A 26,011-nucleotide genomic window follows, 5' to 3' on the forward strand; every position below is an offset into this window, starting at 1 on the left:
AATCCGGAGATCATCGCCGCCATTTGAATCGAAGGTTACTCGCCGACTTCCCATTTTACGGTAATGTCACCGTCCACTTTTCCAAGTGTTTTACCCAAGTAATCCATTAATTCAGTTGCGATTTCGTCTAACTGCCAAGGTGGATTGATGATCCATAATCCTGCCGCTGTCATGCCAAATTCATCTGAATCGGGCTTAATGGCTTGTTCAATTCTCAACTGACGTTTAATGCCACTGCTGGCGAGGCGCGATAACATACCTTCGGTCTGAGTGCGATTTACGACTGGATACCACAGGATAAACACACCTGTTGCAAAACGTTTGTGCGCTTTTATCAGGGTTTCGGCCACATCTTGGTAGTCGGTTTTCATCTCGTAGCTAGGATCGACTAGCACCAGAGCACGACGCTCTAATGGTGGTACTGCGGCGATAAGGCCTTTTAGGCCATCACCTTTGATCACTTTAACTTGTCTGTCTTCGCAGAAATAATCATCCAATAACACATAATCAGTGCTGTGCAGTTCGTGCAAGACCATGCGATCTTTAGGTCCTAGCTCCATGTCGATAATGGCGGGTGAACCTGGGTAGAAGTTGAGTTCGTCTGGATTTTCTTCATTAAAATGGCGCACGGCGGCGACATAGTCCTGCAGCGATTGTGGTAAGTCAGTTTTATCCCAAAGCTTAGCTACACCTTCGAGGTATTCACCTGTTTTCTGTGCAAATTCATCGCTTAAAGCATAACCACCCGCACCTGCGTGGGTATCGATATACACGAGTGGTTTGTCTTTCTTGTGCATCAGCTGCAAGGTTTGTAGCAAGATGGCGTGTTTCAATACATCGGCATAATTGCCAGCGTGATAACCATGGCGGTAACTTAACATGGGGTAATCCTAGTAATTTGCAAACATAGCAAAGAGAGGCAAATGCCAGTCGGCAATTATACCTGCGATGCTTCTAGGCGTAAATTTAATGCCTCAGTTGGCACTCTTTTTATTGGCAAACCAGTGCGTGGGTGTTTGCATTTGAAAGGTTTTCAGCCAGAGATTCGCTGGTGCGGGTTTACCGAATAAATAACCTTGAAATTGTTCGCATCCTAGCGCAGTGAGTTGCAATAACTGGGCTTCGGTTTCGATACCTTCGGCAATGATGTTGAGTTTTAAGCTCTTGGCTAACAGGATGGCGGCGTTAACAATTTGGGTATGGCGTTCACTAATGCCCATTTGACTGACAAAGTAACGGTCGATTTTAATTGTGTCGGCACTGATATCAATGAGCTGGCTTAATGACGCATGGCCAGTGCCAAAATCGTCAATGGCGATAGAAACCCCCATGCGAGCTAAGGTGTTTAGGCGTCGGCCCGTTTCTTTATGGGTTGAAAATACAGAGGTTTCAGTAATTTCAATTTCCAACAATGGGATGAGTTCAGGATGATTCATATAGGTTTGGATCAACACCTTAAAGAAGCGATCCGACAGAATATCTTGCCCTGATAAATTAAAGGCTATCCTAACCAGAGGCACATTCTTAGGCCAAGAGCGGATCAGTTGTAGTAATTGCCTGAAGACTTTTATCGCAAAAATCGCCTGCAATTGAGATGACTCTATGATGGGGATAAAAGTGTTCGGCATGATCATAGTGCCGTCTTCGTCAAACATTCTGGCTAGCGCTTCAAAGCTAGTAATGTGGCCATTGGCCATCACTTTAGGTTGCAGCCACATTTCAAGGCGGTTGTGTTTCAGCGCGTCACGGATTCTGGCTTTTTGCGATGAAGCTTCGAGCAGATTGTTAATCAAACCAATGTAATACACCATCACTGGGCTAGCTTGGGTGGTTTGTTTTATGGCAATTAAACATTGCTCCGCGGCTTGCTGCGGTGAGGCTTTATTACCAGAGCTGCAACCGACTCTGCACTCGAGATGATATTCAGTCTGTTGTTCTTGCTTAAGTTGTAGGTTTGTTGGAATACGCTCGCGTAATTGTAGCGCTAGGTTTTCAGGGGAGATAAGCGGCAGGCTAGTAAACTCGAGTGCAAACGATGCTCCTCTAAATCGGTATATTTTTGCGATATGACCAAAGCGATTTTTGAGTTCAATAGCAAAGGCTTTTAGGATGGCATCTCCGACGCTGATACCGAAAGCAGCATTAATTTGGCTAAGATTATCAATTTTGATTAAGGCTACGGTCATTTCCTGATGGATCAAGCTTGGCGCTGGGTTATACCAGTGATTTTCGTTGGGTAATCCTGTCACTAAATCATAGAAATGCGTGCTGATGTGGTGCTTTTTAAGTCGACTCAGCTCAATCGCATGGTTTGCCTGTTCTGTGACATCGTGGCAGTGAAACAACAAAGTATCATGGTGCTGTAATGAGGCTTTCTGCAGCAGATATTTAGTGCTGTTATTGTTCTTTAAATGGGTCGGAAACGAGGCCGCCAGTAAATTCGTGCTGGTATCTTCGGTAAGTTCAAAAATGTCACATAGGCGAGTGCGGTTTAGTGTGACTTCTCCAGCGATTTCCCTCGCGGCATTATTCAGGTTGAGAATGACTCCATCCTCATTGCAGAAGAAAGAGGCTGTACCATTATTTTCAAAGATTTCAGCATATTGGTCTAATGTATGTTGCAGTGCATTTTGATGCTGGATCATTTGCTGCGCATGGATTTTCTGGGTTTTTAGCAGGCGCATTGCCGACAACGGGATACAGATATTAAAAAACATAAACAGCAAACCGTTTAGATAAGCGTGGGTCGCAGGTAGGCTGATATCAATATCGATAATGGGTGGCAGGTTTTGGTTACGCAGTAGCAGTAAAAAAGGCAATACGTTGAAACACATCATAATAAAAGCGACTTTTCTGCCAAACAGGAAAAGCGCCATCAAGGGCAAGGTATATAAGAAAGTAATACCTACCTGCGATAAGTTGAAGTCAGGGATAAACAACAGCATAGATAAACAGGCTGCAATAACCATCGCCAGCAGGCTGATAGAGCTGACGAGTAAATATTTGCGCGTAAACCATAAAGATAGGAATAGTACGGTTAAAAAACTGACCGTAATGCTGATAATGAAAGTGAGGTTTAACTCATACGCAATTAAAGAGCTATGCAGCACTATGCTAGTGGTCAAGATGGCGCCACTAAGCAGAATAATCCGCAATAAGCTGGTTTTTAATATCGTTTTGTCAGGATTTAAAAAATCTTGCTCCCTGATAAACAAAAAACCTTTTAGCCATTGAAGCAAAAAAAGTCCTTATCCCGTACGGAAGTCACGCAGGTTGGCTGGGGACGTAACATATAACATAAATCACTAAACTGTTATACAAATAGATTGCCGCCTTTATAAATCAGTATATTACAGTGTGATACTTGTTTGAATTATTAAGGGCGCACTGAGACAAATTGGCTAATACAGTGATGAGCTTGGTGATGTGTTTTGCTTACTAGCATATTCATAAACAAGATTTTTAGGCATAATGGCCATCATTTTCGTTGGTTAGAAGACAGCCTGTGACCCCGATTTTTTTCAATCAGCAATACCCAACACTTGTGGATATTTGTGCACGTTGGCAACTCGTCTACGATGCGAATGCGACCTTCGAATTGCGTTTTGAATCAGATACTTTATCACTGCATAAACGCGATGAGCCTAAGCTCGATGGCATAGTGGTGGACTTTGTGACTGGTGCCGTCGCCCATAGACGTAAGTTTGGTGGTGGTCGCGGCCAATCTATCGCTAAAGCGGTGGGATTAAAGCAAGGGGTAACACCGAGTGTGGTTGATGGCACTGCGGGTTTAGGGCGCGATGCGTTTGTGCTCGCAAGCCTTGGTTGCACTGTAACTATGGTTGAACGTCATCCTGTGGTTGCGGCATTGCTTGAAGACGGCCTGCGCCGCGCTTATCAAGATGCTGAAATCGGTGATTGGATGCGTGAGCGGATGCGCCTGTTTCATGGATCTAGCCTAGAAGCACTATCGAAATTGGCACAAGAGGTGGATGTGGTTTACCTCGATCCTATGTACCCCCACCGTGATAAATCGGCCCTTGTTAAAAAAGAAATGCGTGTATTCCAATCCTTAGTCGGTGCCGATTTAGATGCCGATGGCTTACTCACCCCAGCTTTAGCCTTAGCAACTAAACGTGTCGTCGTTAAGCGCCCAGACTATGCCGAAGATTTGGATGGGGTTAAGCCTAATACAGTTATCGAAACTAAGAAAAACCGTTTCGATGTCTACGTAAAAGCCGCGATGAAATAGCGAAGATTTTTCTCATCGCGAACATTGTATGCTTTCTGTCGCTGAACCCATACACTGACATAATGTACCCATAGTCTGACAAATTTAACTCATTCAATGACATAAAAATGGCTTTTGTAATCATGTTACAAAAGCCATTTTCTTTAATATTAGTATGTTGAACAATTAATAACCCATAGATTGACAAAAAAATGCATGCCAGTACACTAAATGTACGCCATTCGTTCGAATTATACTCATGTATATAAGAAGCTTACGCAAACCATCACCGAACAAAAACGTATTTAAATTCGCTAGCGCAAAAGTTAGCGAAACGATAATGTGTGAAAGTTCATTGGAATTTGATGCGTGCTTTCATCATGAATACAATGATTGTATAGAGGTGTTTGGTAGCCAGCCTGAAGGGTTTTATTACGATTTTGAGGGCAAAAGATTGCCCTATACACCAGATATGATAGTTCACTTTATCGATGGGACGGTAAAGTTCCATGAATATAAACCTTATAGCAAAACATTCGATCCAATCTTTAGGGCTAAATTTCTAGCAAAGAAAGCGGTTGCTCAGTCTTTAGGTGCAGATCTTATCTTGGTCACTGAACGGCAAATCCGTGTAAACCCGATTCTAAATAATCTTAAAATTTTGCATCGATATTCGGGAGTTTACGGCTTGAGCGACATTCAAGTTGAACTGCTCAATCTTATAAAAAAATCTGGGAAAATTAGTGTTAACGAGGTGGCTGCAAAGCAATCATTAGCATTAGGGGAAATCCGTTCACACTTGTATTCCCTTATGCATAAAGGATTGGTTAAGGCGAACTTAAGCCAGGATGATCTTGGTTGTAATCCAGCGGTATGGTGCATTGAATGATGGATTTTGAGGATGAATTTAGTGAGTCTGAATTAGTTAAAAAACCAGATACCCCCATTCAATATGTGAAGTTAGAAGATACAGCATTAGTCAAAAGAGACTTAGATACCTTCCCTGAATTTTTAAGAGACAATGCGTTAAACAAATATCAACTCATTGTCTTCATAGACAAAAAAATTTCTGGTGGATGGACTCAAAAAAATCTAGATCCAATTCTTGATGTTCTTTTTACTACGGCCATGGACAAGCGGCCTAACTGGCGAACGTTAGTCCGTTGGCGAAAAAGCTACATTGAAAGTGATGGTGACCTTGCATCATTAGTCGTTAAGCGACACAAAATGGGTAATAGAACGAGTCGAGTTAAGGGGGATGAAGCATTTTTTGAGCAAGCCCTAACTCGTTTTTTAGATGCTAAAAGGCCTAAAGTATCTACAGCATATCAGTACTATAAAGATGCCATCACAATTGAAAATGAGAGCATTGTTGATGGACAAATTCCTATCATTTCTTATAAAAGCTTTAATCAAAGAATAAAGTCATTACCTCCTTATCCTGTTGCAGTGGCGCGGCATGGTAAATTCAAAGCAGATCAATGGTTTGCTTATTGCTCTTCCCATATTCCCCCAACGCGAATATTAGAGCGAGTAGAAATCGATCATACCCCATTAGATCTAATCCTGATTGACGATGAATTATCTATCCCAATTGGCAGACCTTATTTAACTTTGATTGTTGATGTTTTCAGCGGTTGTGTTTTGGGGTTTCACTTAAGTTATCGAGCACCTTCATATGTTTCAGCTGCCAAAGCAATAGTACATGCAATAAAACCTAAATCATTTGAAGGTCTTGGGATCAAACTTCAACATGAGTGGCCTTGCTTTGGTAAATTTGAAAATCTAGTTGTGGATAATGGAGCTGAGTTTTGGTCTAAGAGCTTAGAGCATGCGTGTAAAGAAGCAGGAATTAACATTCAAATTAATCAAGTTCGTAAACCTTGGTTAAAGCCTTTTGTAGAACGTTTTTTCGGGATGATTAACGAATGCTTTTTAACCGAAATACCAGGTAAAACCTTCTCGAATATCCTAGCAAAAGAAGACTATAAACCTGAAAAAGACGCCATTATGCGCTTTTCTACTTTTGTTGAAGAATTCTATCGCTGGATTGTTGATGCTTATCATCAAGAATCAGACTCACGTGAAACACGAATTCCTATAAAACAGTGGCAGCGTGGCTTTGATATTTACCCGCCACTAAAGATGAGTACAGAGGACGAACAACGATTTACTATGTTGATGGGGATTACTGATGAGCGAACTTTGACCAGAAATGGATTTAAATATGAAGAGTTGATGTATGACTCAACTGCATTGGCTGATTATCGTAAGCGCTATCCACAAACTAAAGAGTCGATAAAAAAACTGATTAAAGTGGACCCGGATGATCTCTCTAATATCCATGTGTACCTCGAAGAATTAGGCGGTTACATTAAGGTGCCTTGTACAGATAATAGCAATTACACCAATGGGTTAAGTCTTCATGAACATAAAATTATTAAGCAAATAAATCGTGAAATGATTCGAGAAGGAAAGGATAATTTGGGATTAGCTAAAGCTCGTATGGCAATTCATGATCGAGTAAAGCAAGAACAAGAAGCGTTTCAAATATCTAATACAAAAGCGAAAATTTCAGGGGTTAAAAAACAAGCTCAACTTGCAGATGTGAGTAATACAGGTCAGGGGACGATACGCCTCGAAAGCGAAGAATTGCTCCCTTCTATACCTAAAAAATCAGAATCTAATATTAGTAATCTTCTTGAACACTGGGATGATGATGTAGAGGCTTTTGAGTGAAAATGTTATCGCCCAATCAAATTGAACAGTTACAAAGATTCAGTGATTGTTTTGTTATGCATCCTCTGGTTAAAGACATTTTTAATGACTTTGATGAGTTAAGACTAAATAGGCATTTTCAATCGGATCAGCAGTGCATGCTACTGACTGGAGATACTGGTGTTGGTAAAAGTCATCTAGTTAACCACTATAAAAAAAGTGTTCTGGCCAGCCAAAATTACGGACGAGAATCTATGCCTGTTCTTGTGAGCAGGATATCTAGTGGTAAGGGTTTAGATGCCACCTTAACTCAAATGCTTGCAGATTTAGACCATTTTGGTAGCTACCAGCGAAGGAAACGTGGTTATGCGACAGATTTAAGGAAAAAGTTAGTTGAAAATTTAACTAAGGCTCAAGTTGAGCTGCTAATCATCAATGAGTTTCAGGAGTTAATTGAGTTTAAAACAGGATCGGAACGGCAAGACATAGCTAATGGTTTAAAGTACATCAGCGAAGAAGCTAAGATACCTATTGTACTTGTTGGAATGCCTTGGGCCGAACAAATCGCTGATGAGCCACAATGGTCATCTCGTTTAGTTCGAAGAAGGAAGCTTGAGTATTTTAGTCTGCAAAAAGATATCAAGTTTTTCCGACAATATTTAATGAGCTTGGCCAAATTTATGCCTTTTGATTATCCGCCAAAGCTAGAAGATAAGAATTTTGCAATTCCACTGTTTGCAGCATGCAAGGGTGAAAACAGGCTGCTAAAGCATTTACTGATAGAGTCGTTAAAAATAGCATTGAGGAAAGACGCAAAAAACCTCGATATTGAGCATGTTAGTGATGCCTATGATTTGATTTTTCAGAATGAAAATAGGCCCTCAAGTAACCCATTTATGCAGCCTCTAGATAACATATTGATTTCTGAGGTCGTTAAGCTCTCTAGGTATAATCCTAATGCTATAAGTCCTGAAGACATGTTAGTTGCGCGTGAATTTTCGACGCCCAAAACACTAGCTCAGCTATTGACTAAATGAGCCATTTTTACGGTAACAATCTACTGGCGTTCCCAGTTAGTCTGAAGATGTACTCTAAGATTTTCTAAATCTAATCCTCAGTGAACGGCCAACATTACCCCTTTTCGATTTCACTATGAAAGCCCTTTAAGGTCAGTTAAATAGGCTTCAATGGCTTTGATTTTTCCCGCAAGTGTAGAGCCCCGATTTCGAGCATCTAAGTAACGAGGGAAAAGATTAATCTTAGAGGAGGGAAGTGCTTCGTAGAGACGTTTAAGCTCTTCTGCCTCACCGATACAACTGTGAAAACCTTCTTGATATTGATTGAGTGTAGTTTGAAGTTGCTCTATTTCAGGGAGTTTAGTTGGTGATACTTCTATTTTCGTAAGACGTGGTTTGCTCGGCATTAGGCGAGTTATATCAAATAAAGAGGTTTTTTCAAAAACAGTCCGTTTCCCAGAGATTATTTTCTCTAAAAAACCAATGTTTGAGAGCTTTGAAAGAGTGCGGCGTACGATTTGTTCTGACTCTCTTGGCAAAATCGAAGGATTTACTCTGACCATTTGACTTTTTATTTGTGTAACAGTGAGTTGCTGCTTCTCATCAACAATAAGAATGGTGAGTAATGTTGCATTTATGCGGATTATTTTCGGCATTAGAATATTTACCAATAGTCTTTATTTTCAATATGTAATGTGCCACTCCATGACGTTATTCCAATATTTCACTTTGATTTCGTTCTGCGAATATCCCCGCATTGTGTAATTGGTGTTGAGCTTGACAACTAACGATAAAAAGCTAAGGATTCCTTAGTATACCTTAAGTCAAAAAACTAAGACAATCTGAGTTATCAAAGGACAAATTATGTTGAAGCTGTGGCCGATAAAATTATCAATCCATTACCTCTCAGGCTCAAACAAGCTCGCACTGCTAAGGGGATTAGTCAAAAACAGCTGGGTATCCAGCTAGGTATGGAAGTGGGCACTGCGAGTGCGCGTATGAATCAGTACGAAAAAGGCAAGCATACACCTGACTACCAGACTTTAAAGGCTATCGCTGATGAATTAGATGTGCCAGTCGCTTACTTTTTTTGTGAGTCGGAAAGCACGGCTAAATTGCTATGTTTACTTGAAAAAATGACAGAAGAAGAAAAGTCCAATTTGATAGAACAAATCACAAAGTCATAAAATATTTGTGGTGCTTTTTAGCTAGATTTGAATCGGTCCGTTTCTGAAGATAGCTCATCGTCCTTCTGTTATTCGTGGGAGGTTATCGAAGTTGCGTAGGGCTGCCGCACTAACCGTGCTTCTATGCTGTTAAGTAGCAAATAGGCAAAGGAAAATACCATATCTCAGTCGAAAGTTCTTAGTTGAGCTGATGTCGCTTTAAGTTTTCCAACATAGAAGATAGTAAGTACTCCCAAGGTGGTTAATTGTGAAAAATAAAGTTAAAGGCATTCCATTTTCAGCAGTTAAAGCCGCTGCATTCAAGGACCCAGCTGTTCTCGAAGCTTACTTGCTTGAAAGAGCCTCAGAACCAAATCGGATTGATATTGAATTGTTCATGACTAAGCTCAAGGCTGTTTTAAGTGCTATTCCTCAGAAGGATATTGAGGTGTGTGATTTGGCCAATGAGCTAGGAATTGTTTTGGCCTCAGTATTGGGTAATGAAAGACATACCGAAAAAGAGTGTCTTAAGGGGATTAGACATGGCTTTTCACTGACTAGAACGACATAATTTTCAGTCTACATATGTGCTCATCAATATTAGCTCATCACTGTTGCATGTTTAGATCTTTCTAGTTTGTGCTTCAGACACGGATATTTACATTGCTCTTGAGTTTTTATTAGTTATTTCCGTTTCGCTACTCTACTGTTATAACTCATTCTATGTGGTGCATACGCCTATTTTCCTTCTTCTTAATGCAAAGTTCCTCTTATAGAGGCCGCTGGTAAATTTGCATTACAAAATGATTACCGCGCTACTATCTTCAAAAGAGAATGTAGCCTAGATTCACTTGCTTGCAACATTTTATAGTGTTATCAATAAACTAACTCTAAAATTTCAAGTGAAATCGCATTATGAATGAGTCTCGTCTACAAACGCTGTTTACCGTATTGCCAGTCATTTCTGCAGCGTTGTATTTTATGGGAATTACGTATCATCAAAGTTATCTCGCGGTGTTTGGCCTTGATGATTCACAGTTCCCACTCGCATCAGATAAATCTCTAGTGTCTGGATTCCTTGCTTTGATGATATTTAGTTTCAAGCCAATGCTGTACGCGATAATAGCTGTTTGCACATTGGTTTTTACGGTGATTGTTACAGCAATACTCTCTTCTTATCCAAAGGTTAAACATTGGCAATCTATTGCTCTTGCCCGATTAGCTTCGTTAAAACTAAAAAATCGTCCTTCAGAAGCTATGCACAATCTCGTAGATAAGAGCACAATCATTTATGGATACAGTGTTGGTATCTTTTTATTGGTGCTTTCTCTTGTATTAGCTACTGTTTTATCTGGAAAAATTGGAAAAGAACAGGCAGTTAAAGAAATAGGAGTGTTCAACGATAAGCTTGGGGCGTATGCAATGCTTCATTCAAAGTTGCTTCCAACCCCCATACGTGTGAAGCAGATCATCTGTAGTCCAACTCATTGTGCCTTTTGGCTTGGTAATGAGACCTTGGTTATTCGGCATGATAGTGTTGAGCGTGCCCTAATGTATAACCCCGCAATACAGGCGATGCAAAAAGAGAATTAATGGTGCGCGTTTTAATCGCCTCATGAGCTAAATAATGCGTATTAAATGTTAAGCCATATAGGAGAATGCGTATGTCGAAGAAGCCTTCTGATATTTTTAACGAAACAAACTTCGTTTTCGGCTCAAAAAGTGATTTCAAGGACGCATTTCCTGAAATTCAGGAGATGTCTATTCATGTTACAGAGTTAGAGAGCCTAATCTGGATGAAGGAACAGGTGACACATCATCTCACACTAGAGCGCCCCGGCGGTGAATACATTGATTGCACCAATCCATCATGTGAAGGTGGCGGTTTTTCAATAGGTAATATTTTACGTGAAGCGATAAGCGGTAAGAAAGAAAAAATAGAGAAAAATATAACCTGTCATGGTGCTGAAACATCAGGAAGACGGTGTATGCATGCTTTTAAAGTCAGTGGTTCTGTCAAGTATAAAGCTTAATAAAGCGCAACTATTCGTAATTCTTCGGTGTTATAGCGAGTTAAGGATGAAGAAAGATTTAAAACACTTGTTCGTGCATCAGTTTCGGTGAAAATCTATGGCGGCCCTTTACCTTCACGATTAGGACTGAAGCAAAAGAATTCAATCTAGGGAGAGGATACCGTGCCGTATTTTCGTGACAACGCAAGTCTGTTGAGCCTCGTTCAGCAGCGGCAAGAGCCCAACGCGGGTTTCAGATCAGGCCAGTTAGGTGCTCTGCATGCCGTCTTGGCGCATTTTTCCGTGCAGGACGATCCGGCGTTGATCTGCCTGCCCACGGGATATGGTAAGACGTCATTGATGATGGCGTTGCCTTACTTGCTACAGGCAGACCGTGTCCTAATCGTTGAGCCTTCCGATGCGCTGAGGAAGCAAGTATTCTCACACCTTTCTGAAATGTCGACGCTTCGGCGTATCGGCGCACTTCCTGCTGACTGCCCCTTGCCGACTGTTTGCTTGCATGTTGGTCGAATAGGCTCAGTTGATGAATGGCGGTTGTTGGAATGCTATGATGTCATCGTCTCGACGCCAGCAAGCTCATCTCCCACTCTCGATCCCGCTTTTCCTGCAGATATGTTCGACCTTGTGATCTTCGATGAAGCGCACCATGCGCCTGCTCACTCATGGAGCGGGTACCTCCAACATCTAACGGCAGCCAAGTTCGTATTCTTAACCGCAACGCCTTTTAGACGCGATAACTTGATTATCCCTGGCAAGATTGTCTATCGCTACCCGGTTACGAGGGCAATTGATGAGGGAGCGTTCGATCCAGTGATTTTTCGAGTGGCGCCAGTTGGAGACGAGCTGAACGAGGAAGAGATCGATCGTGCGATCGCACGAGTCGCTGTTGAACAGTTCAATGAGGACAAAGCAAACGGGTTCGACCATCGGTTATTTGTTAGGGCTTCCAGCATCCTTGCGGCTAAAAGTCTTGTGCCGCTGTACCAAGAACTGGGCCTAGCCGTAGAGGCGATCAACAGCCGGCTTACGAAAAGACGACAGGATCAGATCGAGGCTAAGCTCAGGTCGGGCGAGCTGGAAGGAATCATTTGCGTTGACATGTTCGGCGAAGGATACGATTTTCCGAAGCTCAAGATCGCGGCCCTTCACGCCCCTCATAAGTCTTTAGTACCTACCATCCAGTTCATCGGTCGCTTCGCGCGCATAGATGAGACGACAGGACGCCCCACCCTCATCGCGCCGCTCTCTAGGATTGAGGAGGCCACCTCGTCCTTGCTTAGAGAAGGGGTGAATCTTGGCCAGATGATTGATGACGTAGCACATGCTCAGATCCAAGCCAATCTCGACGATCAGGCCTTCATGGACAGGCTACCTGTTCGCCAGCAGGCTGAGTCAGACTATGATGCGGTGACGCCTTTGTCGCTCAAACTTTATGCCCACGTTCGAGGGTTTCATTGTGACGAGGCCCCAGAGTTCTTGCGACTTGACTCTAACATAGGCCGTAATCTCCGAATCGTGAAGAGATGGGCAACGGAAGCTGGTGATATTTCTTTGGTGCTTACTGCTGACGAAACTCCACCGAAGTGGATGGACTCGGACGCGCTGATGGACATACGACATGACGCGTTTCTGTTGATGTATTTTCCAGACTCTCGGATGTGCTTCATCGGATCAACGCGGAGGACAGAGAAGCTTTATCTCTCCATTATGGATAAGGTTTGCACTGGTGACACTCGGCCACTGAGCTACGAGGAGACAAGTCGGGCGAGGGCGGGGCTCGATGATGTTCGGTTCTACAACTTAGGCCTAAAAAGTTATGCCCTCAACTCCCGTGGTGAGACTTATCGCACGCTGACAGGTCCTCAAGCTGAACGAGTGGTTGATGTCGGTGACAGCAGGGCATACTCCCAAGGACACTTCTTTGGCAGCGGCATGAGCGGCAACAACAGGGAAACCATAGGCGCTAGCAGCAGCTCACGTATTTGGAGTAACCAGACGCTGTCCATTCCGGACTTCGTCGAATGGGTTGAAACGCTAAACGGCCGTATATCCGGCAATGCGGCTATCACTCAGACCAACCTAGACATTCTCAGGGTCGCGACTCGGCTCGAACGCTTGCCGGATCAAGTCATCGCCGCTAACTGGCCGCAGGAAGGATTTAAAACAAACCCCCGGCTGCGTTATCGGGGTGGGCCTCAATGCCAGCAGTGCTTTTCACGGCTGGTAGAGTGGGAACTGCAGGGATTCCATACTGACCCTGATGCTGGGTGTATGACATTTTCGGTAGCGCATCTCGATGGTATTGTTGATATGTGCTTTCGCCTTGGAGCTAGGCGGATGATCACTGTCGAGCTTCCCTTGGTCATGCTGGACGTTGAGTCAGCACATGATCAGTGGATGCCCCTCGCTGACTGGCTTTCAGAGTACAGTCCAACGTTTTACGCTGCGGACAAATCCTCGTTTGAAGGCGTGAATAAAATGGCACCGCCATTAGTTCAGGCGCTATCGCTGGCTCCAGGTGATACGCGCTCGATCGATTGGACAGGGTGTGAAATTGAACTCGAGTTTCTGCCTAACGATAACAGCCTGCGAACCCGAGAGCGGCGCGCCGCACTCAACGGTTTAGCTACTGTTCAGGAGCACTTAGAGCAGCACCTCCTGACATTGCCTGATGTTAAAGCCATTTTTTACGACCACAGGACTGGCGAGGCAGCTGATTACATCTGTATCACCCGTAACGACCGTGATGAAGTCAGCGTCGACTTCTATCATTGCAAGGGGGCGGGGGGGGCAGCTAATGAAGGCCGGGTAGGAGATGTGTACGAAGTCGCTGGCCAACTGGTCAAGTGCGCTTACTACTGCGAGGTCTCTACATTGATTGGCCACATGAGGGCCCGGATGAATCCCGTGAGGCACGCCTCGCCTTCGTATTTTGTCACCGGGACGCTAGCGGAGGTTGAGGCGCTTCTTACCGCTACCTTGCCGACGAAGCTGAGCTTTTGTGTTATTGGGGTTCAGCCTGGTATTCGTCGGACTATGGTGAATGAGCGCCTGAGTGATCTCATGGCGTTTTGTATTGGTTATGCAAGGGGGGGAGGTACAGCTAAAGCCTACTGGCTCGTCAGTGAGTAGTCGCTAGGGCTGGTGCGAATTACGACGCAATCCTACTGTAATAGATGTATGGCGACAGGCTGATTTCAAGCAATATACGTCTGCTCAATTGTACGATAGATCTGACCAAAGTTATCAGTGAGGCCGCACCATACTATTTCGTGAAGGTGTACGCTATTACAAGATAGGCGTAGATTTGATTGGTGTAGCGAGCAAGAAACATCGCCATTTAGACTTATTCAATCCACCAACTGTAAAGCCAGCGTTAATGCTTACACTCGATCACATTAACTGACGCTATGGTAGTGATCCCTTGTTTATCGTGGCTCAAGGCATAGAGCAAATGTGGAGAGATTTGTTGACGCCTCAATATACGACTTAGTGGCGAAGTGTGCAGTGCATAAAGGTGCTAATGAGGTTATGCACCATTTCGTGTTTAGTCTCGTTTGCTTAATAGACAATTTCAGCACGAGTTGCCCTACAAATTCTCATCTATTAGCCAAATATTTAGCATTATATGGGATTGTTTGAAACTGGATTGGTATACAGTCGTATTAAAAATGAATGTTTTTTGAGTGTTTTTCGAACTCACCTTCTTGCGTTTTTTTCAACCTGGATTTAATTATGATAAAAATCAATCAAATAATCTCCTATAGGTTAGTTGGTAGATTTGGAAAACAAACATGCGCGTTTTTACAGGTGGTGTATTTAATAAAAAACTGATAAGTTCTTTTTATACAGGTAGTTAACAATATACATTTTCACTGTTTTAATGTGATAAACGTGCATGTGCATTAATCAAATGCCGGCGAGAAAGGAGCGTCATCGATGACGTATCGATGCTAAGGAGAGTTTGAACCGATGACAGGGAAAACCACGGACCAATATTCTGCAGGCGAGCAAGGTCTAGGATACATCTATCAAGCACGTCTTGCTCTATTACAACTGCTTCAATTGCCGGAAGGTACTGCCATCTTCCTGGAGAAGGACGACGACCTCGACTTTATCCAAGGCAACGGAGGCAAGTCCCTGGCCTCACTCAAACACAAGGCGATTGGCGATAAGTTGACCGACCTGTCAACCGATTTCTGGAAGTCCGTCAACATCTGGCTAGTGCGGTACAAGGCTGATGGCCGCATTGCATCGAACCTGCGTTTTTTCCTGTTCACCACTGGTACGGTGTCCACTGGCTCGTTCCTTGCCCGTCTTCTTCCCGCTCAGTCTGTCGCCTCTAATGATGCGACAACGCTCACCGAACTGGCTGAGGCGGCGCTTGCTGAATCGAGATCGAAACTCATCGCGCCGATAGCCACAGCGTTCAACGAACTAAATGGCTCCGAGAAGCAGGATTTTCTCGAACGCATCTTGATCCTCGATGGCAGCCCACGCATAGGCGACATTCCTGCGCTCATCAGAGACAAACACATGCGGTCCATCCGGCGCGAGCACCGAGAGTTTGTCTTCGAGCGGTTGGAGGGGTGGTGGACCGATGCAGTGATCAACCATTTGACCGGCGCTAGTCCGGAAGGGATCTTCGGCTACGAAGTGTCGGACAAGCTCTCAAACTTCGCCGAGGAATACAAGGTGGACAACTTGCCGATCACCTTCCGCGGAAAACTGCCCGCGGATGAGATTGACACTGATACAGATCCGCGCCTTTTTGTGACACAACTGCGCGAGATCGGTATTTCCTCCAATCGGATCAGGAGTGCGATTCTGGATTATTACAGAGCGTTCGAACAACGTTCAGCGTGGGCGCGCGAGAACTTGCTTGTGTTGGGAGAGGTCGAGGCGTACGAAGATCGTCTCACCGATGAGTGGAGCCGCTACAAGGATGTCGCTTTCGAAAAGCTTAGGGATGATAGCGCGGAAGAAGCGCTGCGCGAAGCCGGCGCAACCCTCTATAACTGGGCAGAATTTGAGACTGGGAAGATCGAATCTCTACGTATTCGTGCACGGGTGACAGAGTCATATGTCCTTCGTGGCAGCTTCCATATCCTGGCGGATTCCACCCCCGAACCCAAGGTCTACTGGCATCCTAGATTCCTCGACCGCCTTAGCAAGGCTCTGGGGGTGGTCTTGTGAAGCGATGGGATCAGCGACCGTTTGAAATTCGGAACTTGTTCAACCCTGCATTCTGCGGCTTAGTCTTGTTCCGCGCGCTGCAAGGCTACGAAGAAGAAGACGCTCGCGGTATGCCATTCTCGCTATCGCTGCTTGTACTGCCCCTGTGCTTGCATAAGGATTCGCGTGAGGTGTTCGCCGGCAGCTCTCGCAGCTACCTGCTCAAGATCGCAGAGAAGAACCAGCAAATCATGGTGGGTTTCGCCGACCGGGTTACGCAGATGCTGCCGTATGCCTTCGAGGGACTCGGCTTGCTAATGGAAAGAGGCTGCATCACCGTCGCGGACGACGGTCGCATCCAAACAGTACCCAAGAAGGTCCGCAAGAGCGTCGATGGAACCGCCGAAACCGTCGCCTGCCAGAAAGTGGCGCGGATCATCGGAAAGGAATTTGCACGCATCGCCGACCGAGCGACCGTTTATACAACTTTTGGAATTCGTCCATGAAGATCAGATCCATCCACATCTACAGCCACGACGGCCAGCGTCGTGACCTCCTGTTCAAGGTAGACGGACTCAACGTCATCACCGGCCGCTCCTCTACCGGCAAATCTGCGCTCTCCGAGATCATCGAGTACTGTATGGGACGCTCGTCGTTCAACGTCCCGGAAGGCATCATCCGTGACAAAGTCTCTTGGTTCGCCGTGATCTACCAGTTCGAGAAAGAACAGGTGCTGATTGCTAAGCCGACCCCTACCAGCGGTGGAGCCAGCTGCAGCACGGCAATGTTGCGAAGGGGGGCCCAATTGCAGGTGCCCGCGTTCAAGGACCTGGCGGTCAACACTGACGATGACAGCATTGTCGAACTACTGTCCCGCTTGCTTGGAATTCCCGAGAACCGTACCGAAGTAGCGCTTGAGCACAGCCGAAATAGCTACGACGCGAACGTCAAGCACACGTTCTACTACCTGTTCCAGAAGCAGGGACTGGTCGCCAACAAGGATCAACTTTTCTATCGCCAGAACGAGCAGTTTCAACCGCAGGCGATCCGCGATACGTTGCCAATCTTGCTTGGCGTCTCCTCCCTCGATCGTTACGAGTTGGAATCCAAGCTGCGCTTAGCGCAGCGCGATCTGAGGATTAGCAACAAGAAGCTGGAGCAGGCGCTCGACGCCGTCGACACGTCGCATGAACAGGCTATCCGCCTCTACTCGGAAGCCAAGACGGTCGGGGTCATCGGCAACACCGACGAGAACCCGAATGCCGACGGGATCATTGATGCATTGAGGTTGGCGCTTTCGTGGAAGCCCGAAACTGTGCCAGACGACGACGGCAGCCGGGTTTCGTTTCTGGAAGATGAGCTGGCCCAACTGCGTCAGGATCGCCGAGATACACAGGCCCGGATGGACGCAGCACGACAGTTCGCAAAACGGGCGGGCGGCTACGAAAACGAGGCCGCCGAACAGATAGACCGGTTGGCCTCAATCAAGGCACTGCCGAAGAATCCAGACAGCGGCGAATGGCAATGGCCGTTCTGCGAGCAGAATTTGGCGCTGGAATCCCCAGTAGCCGTCGTCTTGCTCACTGAATTGGAATCACTCGACAAAGAGCTGCGCATTGCCACCGGTCAGCGCCCCAAGCTCGAAGCCTACCTTGCCGAACTGACCGGCAAAGCAGATGGGATCGCAGGTGATATCAAGCAGAAGGAAGCGGAGCTATCCGCGGCAATCTCGGCCAACGAAGTTATCGCCCAAATGGGCACTCGCAACAACGCGGCTGCACGAGTAGTCGGCCGTATCAGCCTGTTCCTAGAAACGCTTCTCCCGAATGAGGATCTTGCCAAACTGGAAGCTGAGAATCGCCGTTTCAGCAACAAAGTTAAGCAGCTTGGGGAGCTGATCGGTGCAGACGACAGTAGCGAACGCCTGACCTCGATCCTCAACAACATCTCCGCACAGGTGTCGCGATACATCCAGAAGTTCAACGCCGAATTCGGTCCTTACCCTGCGCGACTCAACCTGCCGCAATTGACAATAATCTTTGATCGACCCGAACGTCCTGTGCCTATGGGCAGGACTGGTGGCGGCGAGAACCATCTGGCCTACCACCTGTCAGCACTGCTCGCCCTGCATCTATTCGCGGCGCAGAACAACCGTCCGATTCCGCGCTTTCTGTTGATCGATCAACCAACTCAGGTCTATTTCCCTTCTGAACAGGTCTACAGGGATGCTGATGGTTCGGTGCAGAAGACAGAAGCCGATGCCGACCTTAATGCTGTGCGCAGGTTGTTCGAGTTGTTGCTAAAATTTACCCAAGACGATGTTCCTGGCTTCCAACTGATCGTTACTGAACATGCGAACCTTCGCGATCAGTGGTTCCAAGAGGCGCTGGTCGAGAAACCGTGGACTAAACCGCCCGCACTTGTTCCCGAGGATTGGCCAGACAAGTGAGCACATTTTTCGCGGGCGACGGTATAACAAATGCATCAACACGATTTGCTAGATTCGAGTAAAAAACTAACTCATTTTTGTCCAAAATCGAACGAACTAGGCTAGCTCGGATTCGCCCCAAAGTGAGCTTAGAGTATTGCTGCCGGCGCCATGGTAACAATAAAGAATCATTACTCACCATTTGCTATTTTTATGTAACTGTTTTATTTATATTGCTAAGGATTTCTTAGTTTTTGGTGGGTGATGGCATTTTTATTTTCCCCTAGGGCAAGATCATTCATTGATGAATCACTTGAAAGTTATTTGCTTCGAATCGTTTCAGAGAACTTTTTTGATTCTTACCAGCAGCTCAGCTTGGCGATCAGAGAAGAGCTACATGAGCTCGACTTTGAAGCACATGGGGCTTTCCCTATCGAGCTAAAACGCCTCAATATTTATCATGCTAAGCACAATAGCCATTTTAGGATGAGGGCGTTGGGCTTACTTGAATCCCTTCTTGGTTTACCTCCCCATGAACTCGAGAAAATAGCCCTATTTAGATCGAACAGAGTCTTTATTGGGTCTAGCGTTGCAGTGCATCGTAATGGTATCGATATTCCTTTAAGTTTTATCCGTTATGCAAATGAGGATGATGTTGAGAGTGTGCCCGTTTGCCCTCAATGCTTAAAGGATGAGCCTTATATTCGGCAAGTTTGGCATTTAAAGCCATACACTGCCTGTACCAAGCATGAGTGTGCGTTGCTCCATCATTGCCCCGAATGCAAAGCACCGCTCAACTATATTGAGAATGAATCAATTGGCTATTGTTCCTGTGGATTTGAGCTTTCAAAAGCAGAAATTGTTCGCGCTAAACAGCCAGATCTCATGTTAGCGAGGAGTCTTATTGGTGGTGATGTTACCTCTACAAATCCGCTTCTTCATGAAGTATCTGCGACTCATCGGCTTGCGGCTCTACTTTGGTATCAAAAGCGCTATTGCAAAAGTAAAGAAGCTTCTTTTAGCGATGCGGTGGAGTATTTTGATTACTGGCCTGAAATCCTTTATCAAGAACTGGATAAACTGACGCAAGGCGCTGAATTAAGGCTGATAGAGCTATTTAATCGTACTGCTTTTCGGTTTATTTTTGGTGAGTTAATTCTGCATTCCCGCTGTTTGTATCCAGAGGATAAAGATCCACATTTTATCTATGTTGCTTTAATGCGTTATTTGCAAAGATTGGTTGAGCTACATCCAAAATCGAAAAAGCCTAATGTGGCTGATATGCTAGTCAGCGTCGCAGAAACAGCTGTTTTACTGTCAACAACCCAAGAACAAGTTTATCGGCTTCATCAAGATGGGATATTAACGTCGTCGTTTAGGCAAAAAATGAAGCAGAGGATTGACCCACATATTGGTGTTTTTTATTTAAGGCAAGTGATCGAGTATAAAAACAGCTTCGGCAGTGATAGACAGGGGATGTACTTATCGGCATGGTAAAGAATTTACATTTGCGAGAACTGCTAGATATTGAAGATGTTCAAGCACGCTCGGCAGCGTTGAGGCGTGCATTTGCTGCTTATACAGAACCGTTAGATGTAACTGGCGAGGAAAGTGCTGCCCTAATTATTTTGCTTAATCTTACCTATCCGAAAAAGTTAGTGGATGACTTATTAGATAAAAAGTTAGCCAGAATAACTGTTAATAACCAAACCCATATTGATGTTTGCATTGACGAAGTACAATGGCTGCATACCCATAATCTCAAGTACCCAGATATTCGGGTCAGTAAACAAAGGCTCGTTGCCCCCAGTCCTCAAGTACATCCCAATATGTTGAGTAGCGCTAATTGCCAGCGTACTTTAGGGTGGTCTCATGACAGTGCTAAAGTCAATTTCGCCAAGCTGTTTGTTTGCCATTTTATTTGGCAAGGTAAAGTAACTTGCCTTGCAACGTTAATGTGTGAAGCACCTAAATACTGGAAAGAGGCTCTTCAAGAACTTGACATGCCTGTTAAACAGTTTATGAATATTTGCGGCAGGGTGAAGCATTTTTTACCCGCGCAGTTAAGCCCAGATAAAGTCGATAAATACTCCGTACAGGTTCGAATGCCATTCCGTGATGGATATATAGCGGTTACCCCCGTTGTAAGCCATGCACTTCAGTCTGAACTCCAGCAAGCAGCAATCAAAAAACAGGGCCGATATACCAGTCTTGAGTTTATTCGTCCTGCGGCAGTCAGTGAGCTAGTCGCATCTCTTGGCGGTAATGCTAAAGCCCTGAATTATCCGCCTCGTATTAATAAAAAAACTCACGGATTAGGCAACAATTTACTGGCTAGGGTCTTATCTGGTCAGGATGTATTGAATCAAAATGTATTGTCACAGCCTCGATTTGTGAGGGTATTGGATGATCTGTTATCGAGTGAATCAGCATTGGCGTTAAAGCAACGCAGGCAACAAAAAGTCGCCAATCTTAGACAGATAAGAACGATGTTATCTGAGTGGCTTGCGCCAATGTTGGAATGGCGATTAGAGGTTAAAGAGGTGCCGATTCTTCTTGGCGAGCTTGAGCCTATTAGTGGCTCATTAGAGTATCAGTTTTTAACCTTTGAGAATGAGCTATTACCTGAATTGCTGCTGCCTCTGTTCGGCAGATTAAATTCGGTGATGTCGCATTCAGCAATGATAAGTCAGTATGCCTTTCATCAGAGACTGATGCCCCTGCTTCGAAATAGCTTGAAATGGTTGTTAACTCATTTGGCTTATAAAGAACCTTTGCTACAAAAAGATGCTGAAGATGAGCATTTTCAGCGATATTTACATTTGAAAGGTATTCGAGTGTTTGATGCCCAAGCTTTATCTAATCTGTATTGTGTTGGCATTCCTTCTCTCACAGCTGTTTGGGGAACGATGCATAACTACCAGCGGCGATTAAATGAAGGCTTGGGTACTCAGCTAAGATTAACCTCATTTTCGTGGTTTATTCGTCAGTACTCTTCTGTCTCGGGCAAAAAACTGTCTGAGTACGGCATGCAAGGAGCGAAAGAGAATCAATTTAGACGAGCTGGAAAAATTGATAATCGACATTGTGATTTAGTGTTTGATCTTGTCATTCACATTGATGGTTATGAAGACGATTTAGCTATCTTAGATAATCAAACTGAAATGTTGAAAGCAAGTTTTCCGGCGAACTTTGCCGGTGGAGTAATGCATCCTCCCGAGTTAGATGCTGTTGGTGCGTGGTGCCAGCTTTATCAATCCGAAGCTGAACTTTTCTCAACATTGAAAAGACTGCCTATGTCAGGAAAATGGATTATGCCGACTAGATATTCAATGGGTAATATTAGTGATCTTCTGTTTTTGTTGGATAAAAATTCATCGCTGTGCCCCACTATGGTTGGCTATTTACCATTGACTGAACCCGTTAGCCGAGTAGGTAGCCTAGAGCCTTTGCATTGCTATGCTGAACCAGCGCTTGGCGTAGTTGAGTGTGCATCGGCAATTGAGATAAGGTTACAGGGGCAAATAAACTATTTTAAGAGAGCGTTTTGGATGTTAGAGGTAAAAGAGCATTCAATGCTGATGAAACGGATTTAAGGAAGGTTTATGGAGCTATGCAATGTTTTAAAGTATGACCGATCCCTCTACCCAAGTAAGGCGGTATTTTTCTATAAAACGGCCGATTCTGATTTTGTTCCTCTTGAAGCTGAAATCACTCGTATACGTGGTCAAAAAGCTGGATTCACTGAAGCATTTACTCCTCAATTTAAATCGAAAAACTTAGCGCCCCAGGACCTTACACACTGTAATCCTCTAACGATTGAAGAGTGTTATGTTCCGCCAAATGTAGATCACATCTATTGCCGCTTCTCACTAAGAGTACAAGCTAACTCGCTCAAACCCTCTGGCTGCAGCGATCCTGAAGTTTCTACTTTGCTTGAAAAATTGTCCGCAGCATTTAAGAAGTGTGACGGTTACCAAGAGCTGGCGACCCGTTTTTGTAAAAATCTGCTGTTAGGAACTTGGCTCTGGCGTAATCAAAACTCTGGTAACACTCAAATAGATGTTAAAACCAGTACGGGAAAGTGTTATCAAATCAGTAATACGAGGCAGTTAGCTTGGAATATTTGGTCTGATGAAGCCCAAACCGTTCTTGATGAATTAAGTAAAGAGATAAACTTAGCTTTGACTGATCCGAATGTATTTTGGAACGCCGATATTACAGCAAAAATTGAGACTGTCTTTTGCCAAGAGATCTACCCAAGCCAAACCTTTGGTGAAAAGTCCGCAGAAGGTGAAACTTCAAAACGGTTTACTAAAGTTAAATGTACTGATGGTCGTTATGCGGTGAGTTTTAATTCGGTCAAGATAGGTGCAGCTATTCAATCAATTGATAATTGGTGGGATCAGGACGATGTTAAACGATTACGAGTACATGAGTACGGTGCAGACAAAGAGCTGGGTATTGCACGGCGTTCACCTGAATCTGCACTGAGTTTTTATACCTTATTTGTAAATACAGAGCTGTATTTAGCTGAACTCAAACAACAGGCCGCAGAGTCAGGGCATTCAATTCATCCTAATATTTACTATCTTTTTGCTGTCCTGATAAAGGGTGGCATGTTCCAGAAGAAAGCCGAAACGAAGAAGGCATAATATGCAGCGCTACTATTTTATGGTGCGTTTCTTACCACGAGAAGCAAACTTGGCTCTGCTAATGGGGCGTTGTATCTCAGTTATGCATGGGTATATCTGCAAACATGAAATTAAAGGTCTTGGGGTGACGTTTCCTGCTTGGTCAGACGCTTCTATCGGGAATGTCATTGCTTTTGTTCATTCTGATGAAATTGTATTGAGTGAGCTGAAGCAACAATCCTATTTTCAATATATGAAAGAATGTGGCTTTTTTAGTCTTGGTAACGTTGACGTTGTACCTGATGATTGTGCTGAAGTGATGTTCAAACGTAATCAGGAAATTGCAAAGATGTTTGTTGGTGAGGCCCGCAGACGCTTAAAACGTTTGGAAAAACGAGCGTTAGCTCGAGGTGAGACGTTTAATCCTATAAAAAATATCCAGCCAAGAGAGTTTTACACTTTTCATCGTATAGCAATCAGCAGCGGTAGTAATAAGCAAGATTACCTTCTTCATATACAGAAAATGGTAGCAAAGGAGCAAACTGAATCATTATTTAGTAGCTATGGGTTTGCTAGCAATTTACAACTAAATGGAACAGTACCGGAGCTATCTCGTCTTGTAGATAAGATTTGACCTTTAGATTTGGTGGCATCTGTAACATTTTAATTACAAACATAATTTTTATGTGAGGAATTATATGGTTATTTGCTTAATTTTGAATCTTGTAATTGATTTTATTTAGGTTTATTTTATAAGTGTATAGTGACCTGCCGAATAGGCAGCTGAAAATTGTCGTACTTGAAGCGTGGCATCGTTCTGAATGTGACCTGCCGAATAGGCAGCTGAAAATAAAAACAATCGTTTCGACGTTTATGTTAATACAGTAAACTGCCGGATAGGCAGTAAAAGCCTCTTCTTACTCTATGTAGGAGGAGGCTTTTTATTGGTAATGCCCCAATTGTCGGTGGATAATAGTTTGAGTTGAAATGTGCTTTTTTAAGCGATTCATAGCCATTATAAAGCTAAAGTTTGATCAATTTTGAGGAAAATCACTACCAACAAGACGGTGACGTGACAATCAATATTGATCAATCACTAGTAAGCTTTTGGACAAAAGCGAGTTAGGATTTTAACTCTACAAAGTGAGTTTAAGATTAATATTTGTATGGCTAAGTTAAACACCCCAAACAGGGGCAATAAAAAGCTGGCAATAATTAGAGCGAAGCGACGATAGCCTGCTTTTTATTGTCCCGCAGCCTTGTTTTGTTAGTTTACAATTAAGACAAAACAATTGAAAAAACACTCAACCAGGCCAATTGACAGCCATATGATATGCGTTGATGAGTGCCTGGATTACTCTGTTGTTTAAATGCTCTAGTCATAGCAAATAAATAATAAACGCTCGCAATAACAGTAATAATGGAAAACACGCGAAAATATGCGGGTATTACTGTTGTCGTTGGGCTGATTGCGATTAATATTGGTGCTACAAGTAATGAAAGCAGCATTATAAAACCTGCCCAAGAATGCACTTTACAGTTGAATGTTGGATTTTTTGTAAATGGATCCGCATCCATGGGAAAATAACCAGCTACCCATGTACCGATACCATGCACTATGACTAGCCAGCCTCTAGAGCTACATCTAGATGATGTATCAACTCAATAAAGTAAAGAAATCTAATATGGCAGCAAGAGGCTGTTCATAATTCTGTGTCAGGTTAATTTCACAGATCGATATGGTTTTCTAAGCGCCCCTCAAAATGGATTGAGAGCTGTGATAGCGTCAAATTCCAGTTTTGGATGGGATGCGTCCAGCGCTCAGAGGCCTTCAATATACCCGCGTAAAGCAGCTTGAGTAAACTGTTCTCGTTAGCAAAACCGCCCTTCGTTTTGGTTAACTTCCTGAATTGCCTATGTACCGCTTCAACCGCATTAGTGGTGTAGATGGCAGTGCGGACATAATCTGGGTATTTGAAATACACCGATAACAGCGCCCACTTGTTGCGCCATGATTTAATCACCACGGGGTATTTATCGCCCCATTTTGTCTCTAGCTCATCCAGTGCCATCTCGGCCGCATTCAAGGTGGCAGCCTTATAAACGCACTTTAAATCGGCCATAAAGGCCTTTTGATGCTTAGAAGCAACATACTTCATCGAGTTACGAATTTGGTGGATGACACACAGTTGCACTTCCGTCTGCGGGTAAATGGTTTCAATCGCTTCAGGAAAGCCTTTAAGGCCATCAACGCAGGCGATGAGAATGTCTTTAACGCCGCGATTATACAGGTCAGTTAGCACGCTTAACCAATGGTGAGCGCCTTCATTATCAGACAGATATAAGCCTAATAGCTCTTTTTTACCTTCGACGTTAAGGGCCAAAATGGTGTAAACCGCCTTGCTAATAAAGCGACCGTTCTCTTTGATTTTATAATGAATTGCATCGAGCCATATGACGGGGTAAAGCGGCTCTAGCTCGCGTTCGCGCCATGCTTGAAGCTCAGGTAGTAACTTGTCAGTAATGGCGTTCACCGTGCCGTTGGACACCGACATGCCGTACATGTCTTCGATATGCGCGCGAATATCTTGATAGCTGGAGCCTAATGAA

General features: G+C 44.2%; 20 protein-coding genes and 2 pseudogenes. 17 read left to right on the forward strand and 5 right to left on the reverse strand.

What is annotated here, in order from left to right; all coding sequences use genetic code 11:
- Positions 1 to 35: 35 nt before the first annotated feature.
- A complete protein-coding gene (locus ACHA99_RS20950; protein WP_393944753.1) occupies positions 36 to 881 on the reverse strand; it encodes a 23S rRNA (adenine(2030)-N(6))-methyltransferase RlmJ in 846 nt (281 codons plus the stop codon).
- 93 nt (positions 882 to 974) lie between these two features.
- Positions 975 to 3,239, reverse strand: a complete 2,265-nt coding sequence (locus ACHA99_RS20955) for an EAL domain-containing protein (RefSeq protein ID WP_393944755.1) — start codon at positions 3,237 to 3,239, stop codon at positions 975 to 977.
- Positions 3,240 to 3,505: 266 nt separating this feature from the next.
- On the opposite strand from ACHA99_RS20955, the gene ACHA99_RS20960 reads away from it, so the two are divergent.
- From ACHA99_RS20960 to ACHA99_RS20975, 4 genes are all read left to right on the forward strand, one after another.
- Positions 3,506 to 4,252: a class I SAM-dependent methyltransferase gene (locus ACHA99_RS20960; RefSeq protein WP_063882138.1), complete on the forward strand. Its 747-nt coding sequence runs from the start codon at positions 3,506 to 3,508 to the stop codon at positions 4,250 to 4,252.
- Between the two features lie 334 nt (positions 4,253 to 4,586).
- Positions 4,587 to 5,120 (forward strand): TnsA endonuclease N-terminal domain-containing protein, encoded by a 534-nt coding sequence (locus ACHA99_RS20965; RefSeq protein ID WP_393944758.1) that lies wholly within the window; start codon positions 4,587 to 4,589, stop codon positions 5,118 to 5,120.
- Positions 5,117 to 6,970 (forward strand): Mu transposase C-terminal domain-containing protein, encoded by a 1,854-nt coding sequence (locus ACHA99_RS20970; protein WP_393944760.1) that lies wholly within the window; start codon positions 5,117 to 5,119, stop codon positions 6,968 to 6,970. The genes ACHA99_RS20965 and ACHA99_RS20970 overlap by 4 nt, the downstream gene beginning before the upstream one ends.
- 2 nt (positions 6,971 to 6,972) lie before the next feature.
- Positions 6,973 to 7,986, forward strand: a complete 1,014-nt coding sequence (locus ACHA99_RS20975) for a TniB family NTP-binding protein (RefSeq protein ID WP_393944787.1) — start codon at positions 6,973 to 6,975, stop codon at positions 7,984 to 7,986.
- 113 nt (positions 7,987 to 8,099) lie between these two features.
- Here ACHA99_RS20975 and ACHA99_RS20980 read toward each other — a convergent pair whose 3' ends face one another.
- A complete protein-coding gene (locus ACHA99_RS20980; RefSeq protein ID WP_393944762.1) occupies positions 8,100 to 8,621 on the reverse strand; it encodes a hypothetical protein in 522 nt (173 codons plus the stop codon).
- 219 nt (positions 8,622 to 8,840) lie between these two features.
- Here ACHA99_RS20980 and ACHA99_RS20985 point away from each other — a divergent pair, with 219 nt between their 5' ends.
- The 13 genes and pseudogenes from ACHA99_RS20985 to cas6f all read left to right on the forward strand — a co-directional run bounded on the left by ACHA99_RS20985 (position 8,841) and on the right by cas6f (position 24,035).
- A complete protein-coding gene (locus ACHA99_RS20985; protein WP_287242894.1) occupies positions 8,841 to 9,152 on the forward strand; it encodes a helix-turn-helix domain-containing protein in 312 nt (103 codons plus the stop codon).
- A 247-nt stretch (positions 9,153 to 9,399) separates the two neighbouring features.
- Positions 9,400 to 9,702 (forward strand): hypothetical protein, encoded by a 303-nt coding sequence (locus ACHA99_RS20990; RefSeq protein WP_393944764.1) that lies wholly within the window; start codon positions 9,400 to 9,402, stop codon positions 9,700 to 9,702.
- A gap of 344 nt (positions 9,703 to 10,046) precedes the next feature.
- Positions 10,047 to 10,724, forward strand: coding sequence for a hypothetical protein (locus tag ACHA99_RS20995; RefSeq protein ID WP_393944766.1), 678 nt, complete (start codon positions 10,047 to 10,049; stop codon positions 10,722 to 10,724).
- A gap of 71 nt (positions 10,725 to 10,795) precedes the next feature.
- On the forward strand, positions 10,796 to 11,164 hold the full coding sequence (locus ACHA99_RS21000) for a hypothetical protein (protein WP_393944768.1): 369 nt from the start codon (positions 10,796 to 10,798) through the stop codon (positions 11,162 to 11,164).
- Between the two features lie 162 nt (positions 11,165 to 11,326).
- Entirely contained in the window at positions 11,327 to 14,296 is a 2,970-nt protein-coding gene (locus ACHA99_RS21005) for a DEAD/DEAH box helicase (RefSeq protein ID WP_393944770.1), read from the forward strand.
- Between the two features lie 86 nt (positions 14,297 to 14,382).
- Positions 14,383 to 14,657 (forward strand): annotated as a pseudogene (locus ACHA99_RS21010) (DUF4113 domain-containing protein); the annotation flags it as partial.
- Positions 14,658 to 15,136: 479 nt separating this feature from the next.
- Positions 15,137 to 16,360, forward strand: coding sequence for an ABC-three component system protein (locus ACHA99_RS21015; RefSeq protein ID WP_393944772.1), 1,224 nt, complete (start codon positions 15,137 to 15,139; stop codon positions 16,358 to 16,360).
- A complete protein-coding gene (locus ACHA99_RS21020) occupies positions 16,357 to 16,845 on the forward strand; it encodes a three component ABC system middle component (RefSeq protein WP_374914016.1) in 489 nt (162 codons plus the stop codon). Before ACHA99_RS21015 ends, ACHA99_RS21020 begins: the two co-directional genes overlap by 4 nt.
- Positions 16,842 to 18,788 carry a DUF3732 domain-containing protein gene (locus ACHA99_RS21025; RefSeq protein WP_393944775.1) on the forward strand — a complete coding sequence of 649 codons (1,947 nt, stop codon included), beginning with the start codon at positions 16,842 to 16,844 and terminating at the stop codon, positions 18,786 to 18,788. Before ACHA99_RS21020 ends, ACHA99_RS21025 begins: the two co-directional genes overlap by 4 nt.
- A gap of 243 nt (positions 18,789 to 19,031) precedes the next feature.
- The gene (locus tag ACHA99_RS21030; RefSeq protein ID WP_393944777.1) at positions 19,032 to 20,264 is read left to right on the forward strand and encodes a TniQ family protein; all 1,233 of its coding nucleotides are present in this window, start codon (positions 19,032 to 19,034) and stop codon (positions 20,262 to 20,264) included.
- Positions 20,258 to 22,363, forward strand: coding sequence for a type I-F CRISPR-associated protein Csy2 (locus ACHA99_RS21035; protein WP_393944779.1), 2,106 nt, complete (start codon positions 20,258 to 20,260; stop codon positions 22,361 to 22,363). The genes ACHA99_RS21030 and ACHA99_RS21035 overlap by 7 nt, the downstream gene beginning before the upstream one ends.
- 9 nt (positions 22,364 to 22,372) lie before the next feature.
- Positions 22,373 to 23,422: a type I-F CRISPR-associated protein Csy3 gene (gene csy3, locus ACHA99_RS21040; RefSeq protein ID WP_393944781.1), complete on the forward strand. Its 1,050-nt coding sequence runs from the start codon at positions 22,373 to 22,375 to the stop codon at positions 23,420 to 23,422.
- A 1-nt stretch (position 23,423) separates the two neighbouring features.
- A complete protein-coding gene (cas6f, locus tag ACHA99_RS21045; protein WP_393944783.1) occupies positions 23,424 to 24,035 on the forward strand; it encodes a type I-F CRISPR-associated endoribonuclease Cas6/Csy4 in 612 nt (203 codons plus the stop codon).
- 644 nt (positions 24,036 to 24,679) lie between these two features.
- On the opposite strand, the pseudogene ACHA99_RS21050 reads toward cas6f, so the two are convergent.
- A pseudogene (locus ACHA99_RS21050) lies at positions 24,680 to 25,033 on the reverse strand (DUF998 domain-containing protein); the annotation flags it as partial.
- 95 nt (positions 25,034 to 25,128) lie between these two features.
- Positions 25,129 to 26,011 (reverse strand): IS256-like element ISSba12 family transposase (locus ACHA99_RS21055; RefSeq protein ID WP_393944785.1); only part of this gene is annotated, 883 nt, incomplete at its 5' end.

This window comes from Shewanella sp. S23-S33 (assembly GCF_043359565.1).
Lineage (GTDB): Bacteria > Pseudomonadota > Gammaproteobacteria > Enterobacterales > Shewanellaceae > Shewanella > Shewanella oncorhynchi.

Excerpts from the sequence above, each read along its gene's own strand:
- ACHA99_RS20950 (WP_393944753.1), bottom strand. The coding sequence starts at position 881 with ATGTTAAGTTACCGCCATGGTTATCACGCTGGCAATTATGCCGATGTA.
- ACHA99_RS20970 (WP_393944760.1), top strand. The coding sequence starts at position 5,117 with ATGATGGATTTTGAGGATGAATTTAGTGAGTCTGAATTAGTTAAAAAA.
- ACHA99_RS20975 (WP_393944787.1), top strand. The coding sequence starts at position 6,973 with ATGTTATCGCCCAATCAAATTGAACAGTTACAAAGATTCAGTGATTGT.
- ACHA99_RS20980 (WP_393944762.1), bottom strand. The coding sequence starts at position 8,621 with ATGCCGAAAATAATCCGCATAAATGCAACATTACTCACCATTCTTATT.
- ACHA99_RS20995 (WP_393944766.1), top strand. The coding sequence starts at position 10,047 with ATGAATGAGTCTCGTCTACAAACGCTGTTTACCGTATTGCCAGTCATT.
- ACHA99_RS21000 (WP_393944768.1), top strand. The coding sequence starts at position 10,796 with ATGTCGAAGAAGCCTTCTGATATTTTTAACGAAACAAACTTCGTTTTC.
- ACHA99_RS21015 (WP_393944772.1), top strand. The coding sequence starts at position 15,137 with ATGACAGGGAAAACCACGGACCAATATTCTGCAGGCGAGCAAGGTCTA.
- ACHA99_RS21025 (WP_393944775.1), top strand. The coding sequence starts at position 16,842 with ATGAAGATCAGATCCATCCACATCTACAGCCACGACGGCCAGCGTCGT.
- ACHA99_RS21030 (WP_393944777.1), top strand. The coding sequence starts at position 19,032 with ATGGCATTTTTATTTTCCCCTAGGGCAAGATCATTCATTGATGAATCA.
- ACHA99_RS21035 (WP_393944779.1), top strand. The coding sequence starts at position 20,258 with ATGGTAAAGAATTTACATTTGCGAGAACTGCTAGATATTGAAGATGTT.
- csy3 (WP_393944781.1), top strand. The coding sequence starts at position 22,373 with ATGGAGCTATGCAATGTTTTAAAGTATGACCGATCCCTCTACCCAAGT.
- cas6f (WP_393944783.1), top strand. The coding sequence starts at position 23,424 with ATGCAGCGCTACTATTTTATGGTGCGTTTCTTACCACGAGAAGCAAAC.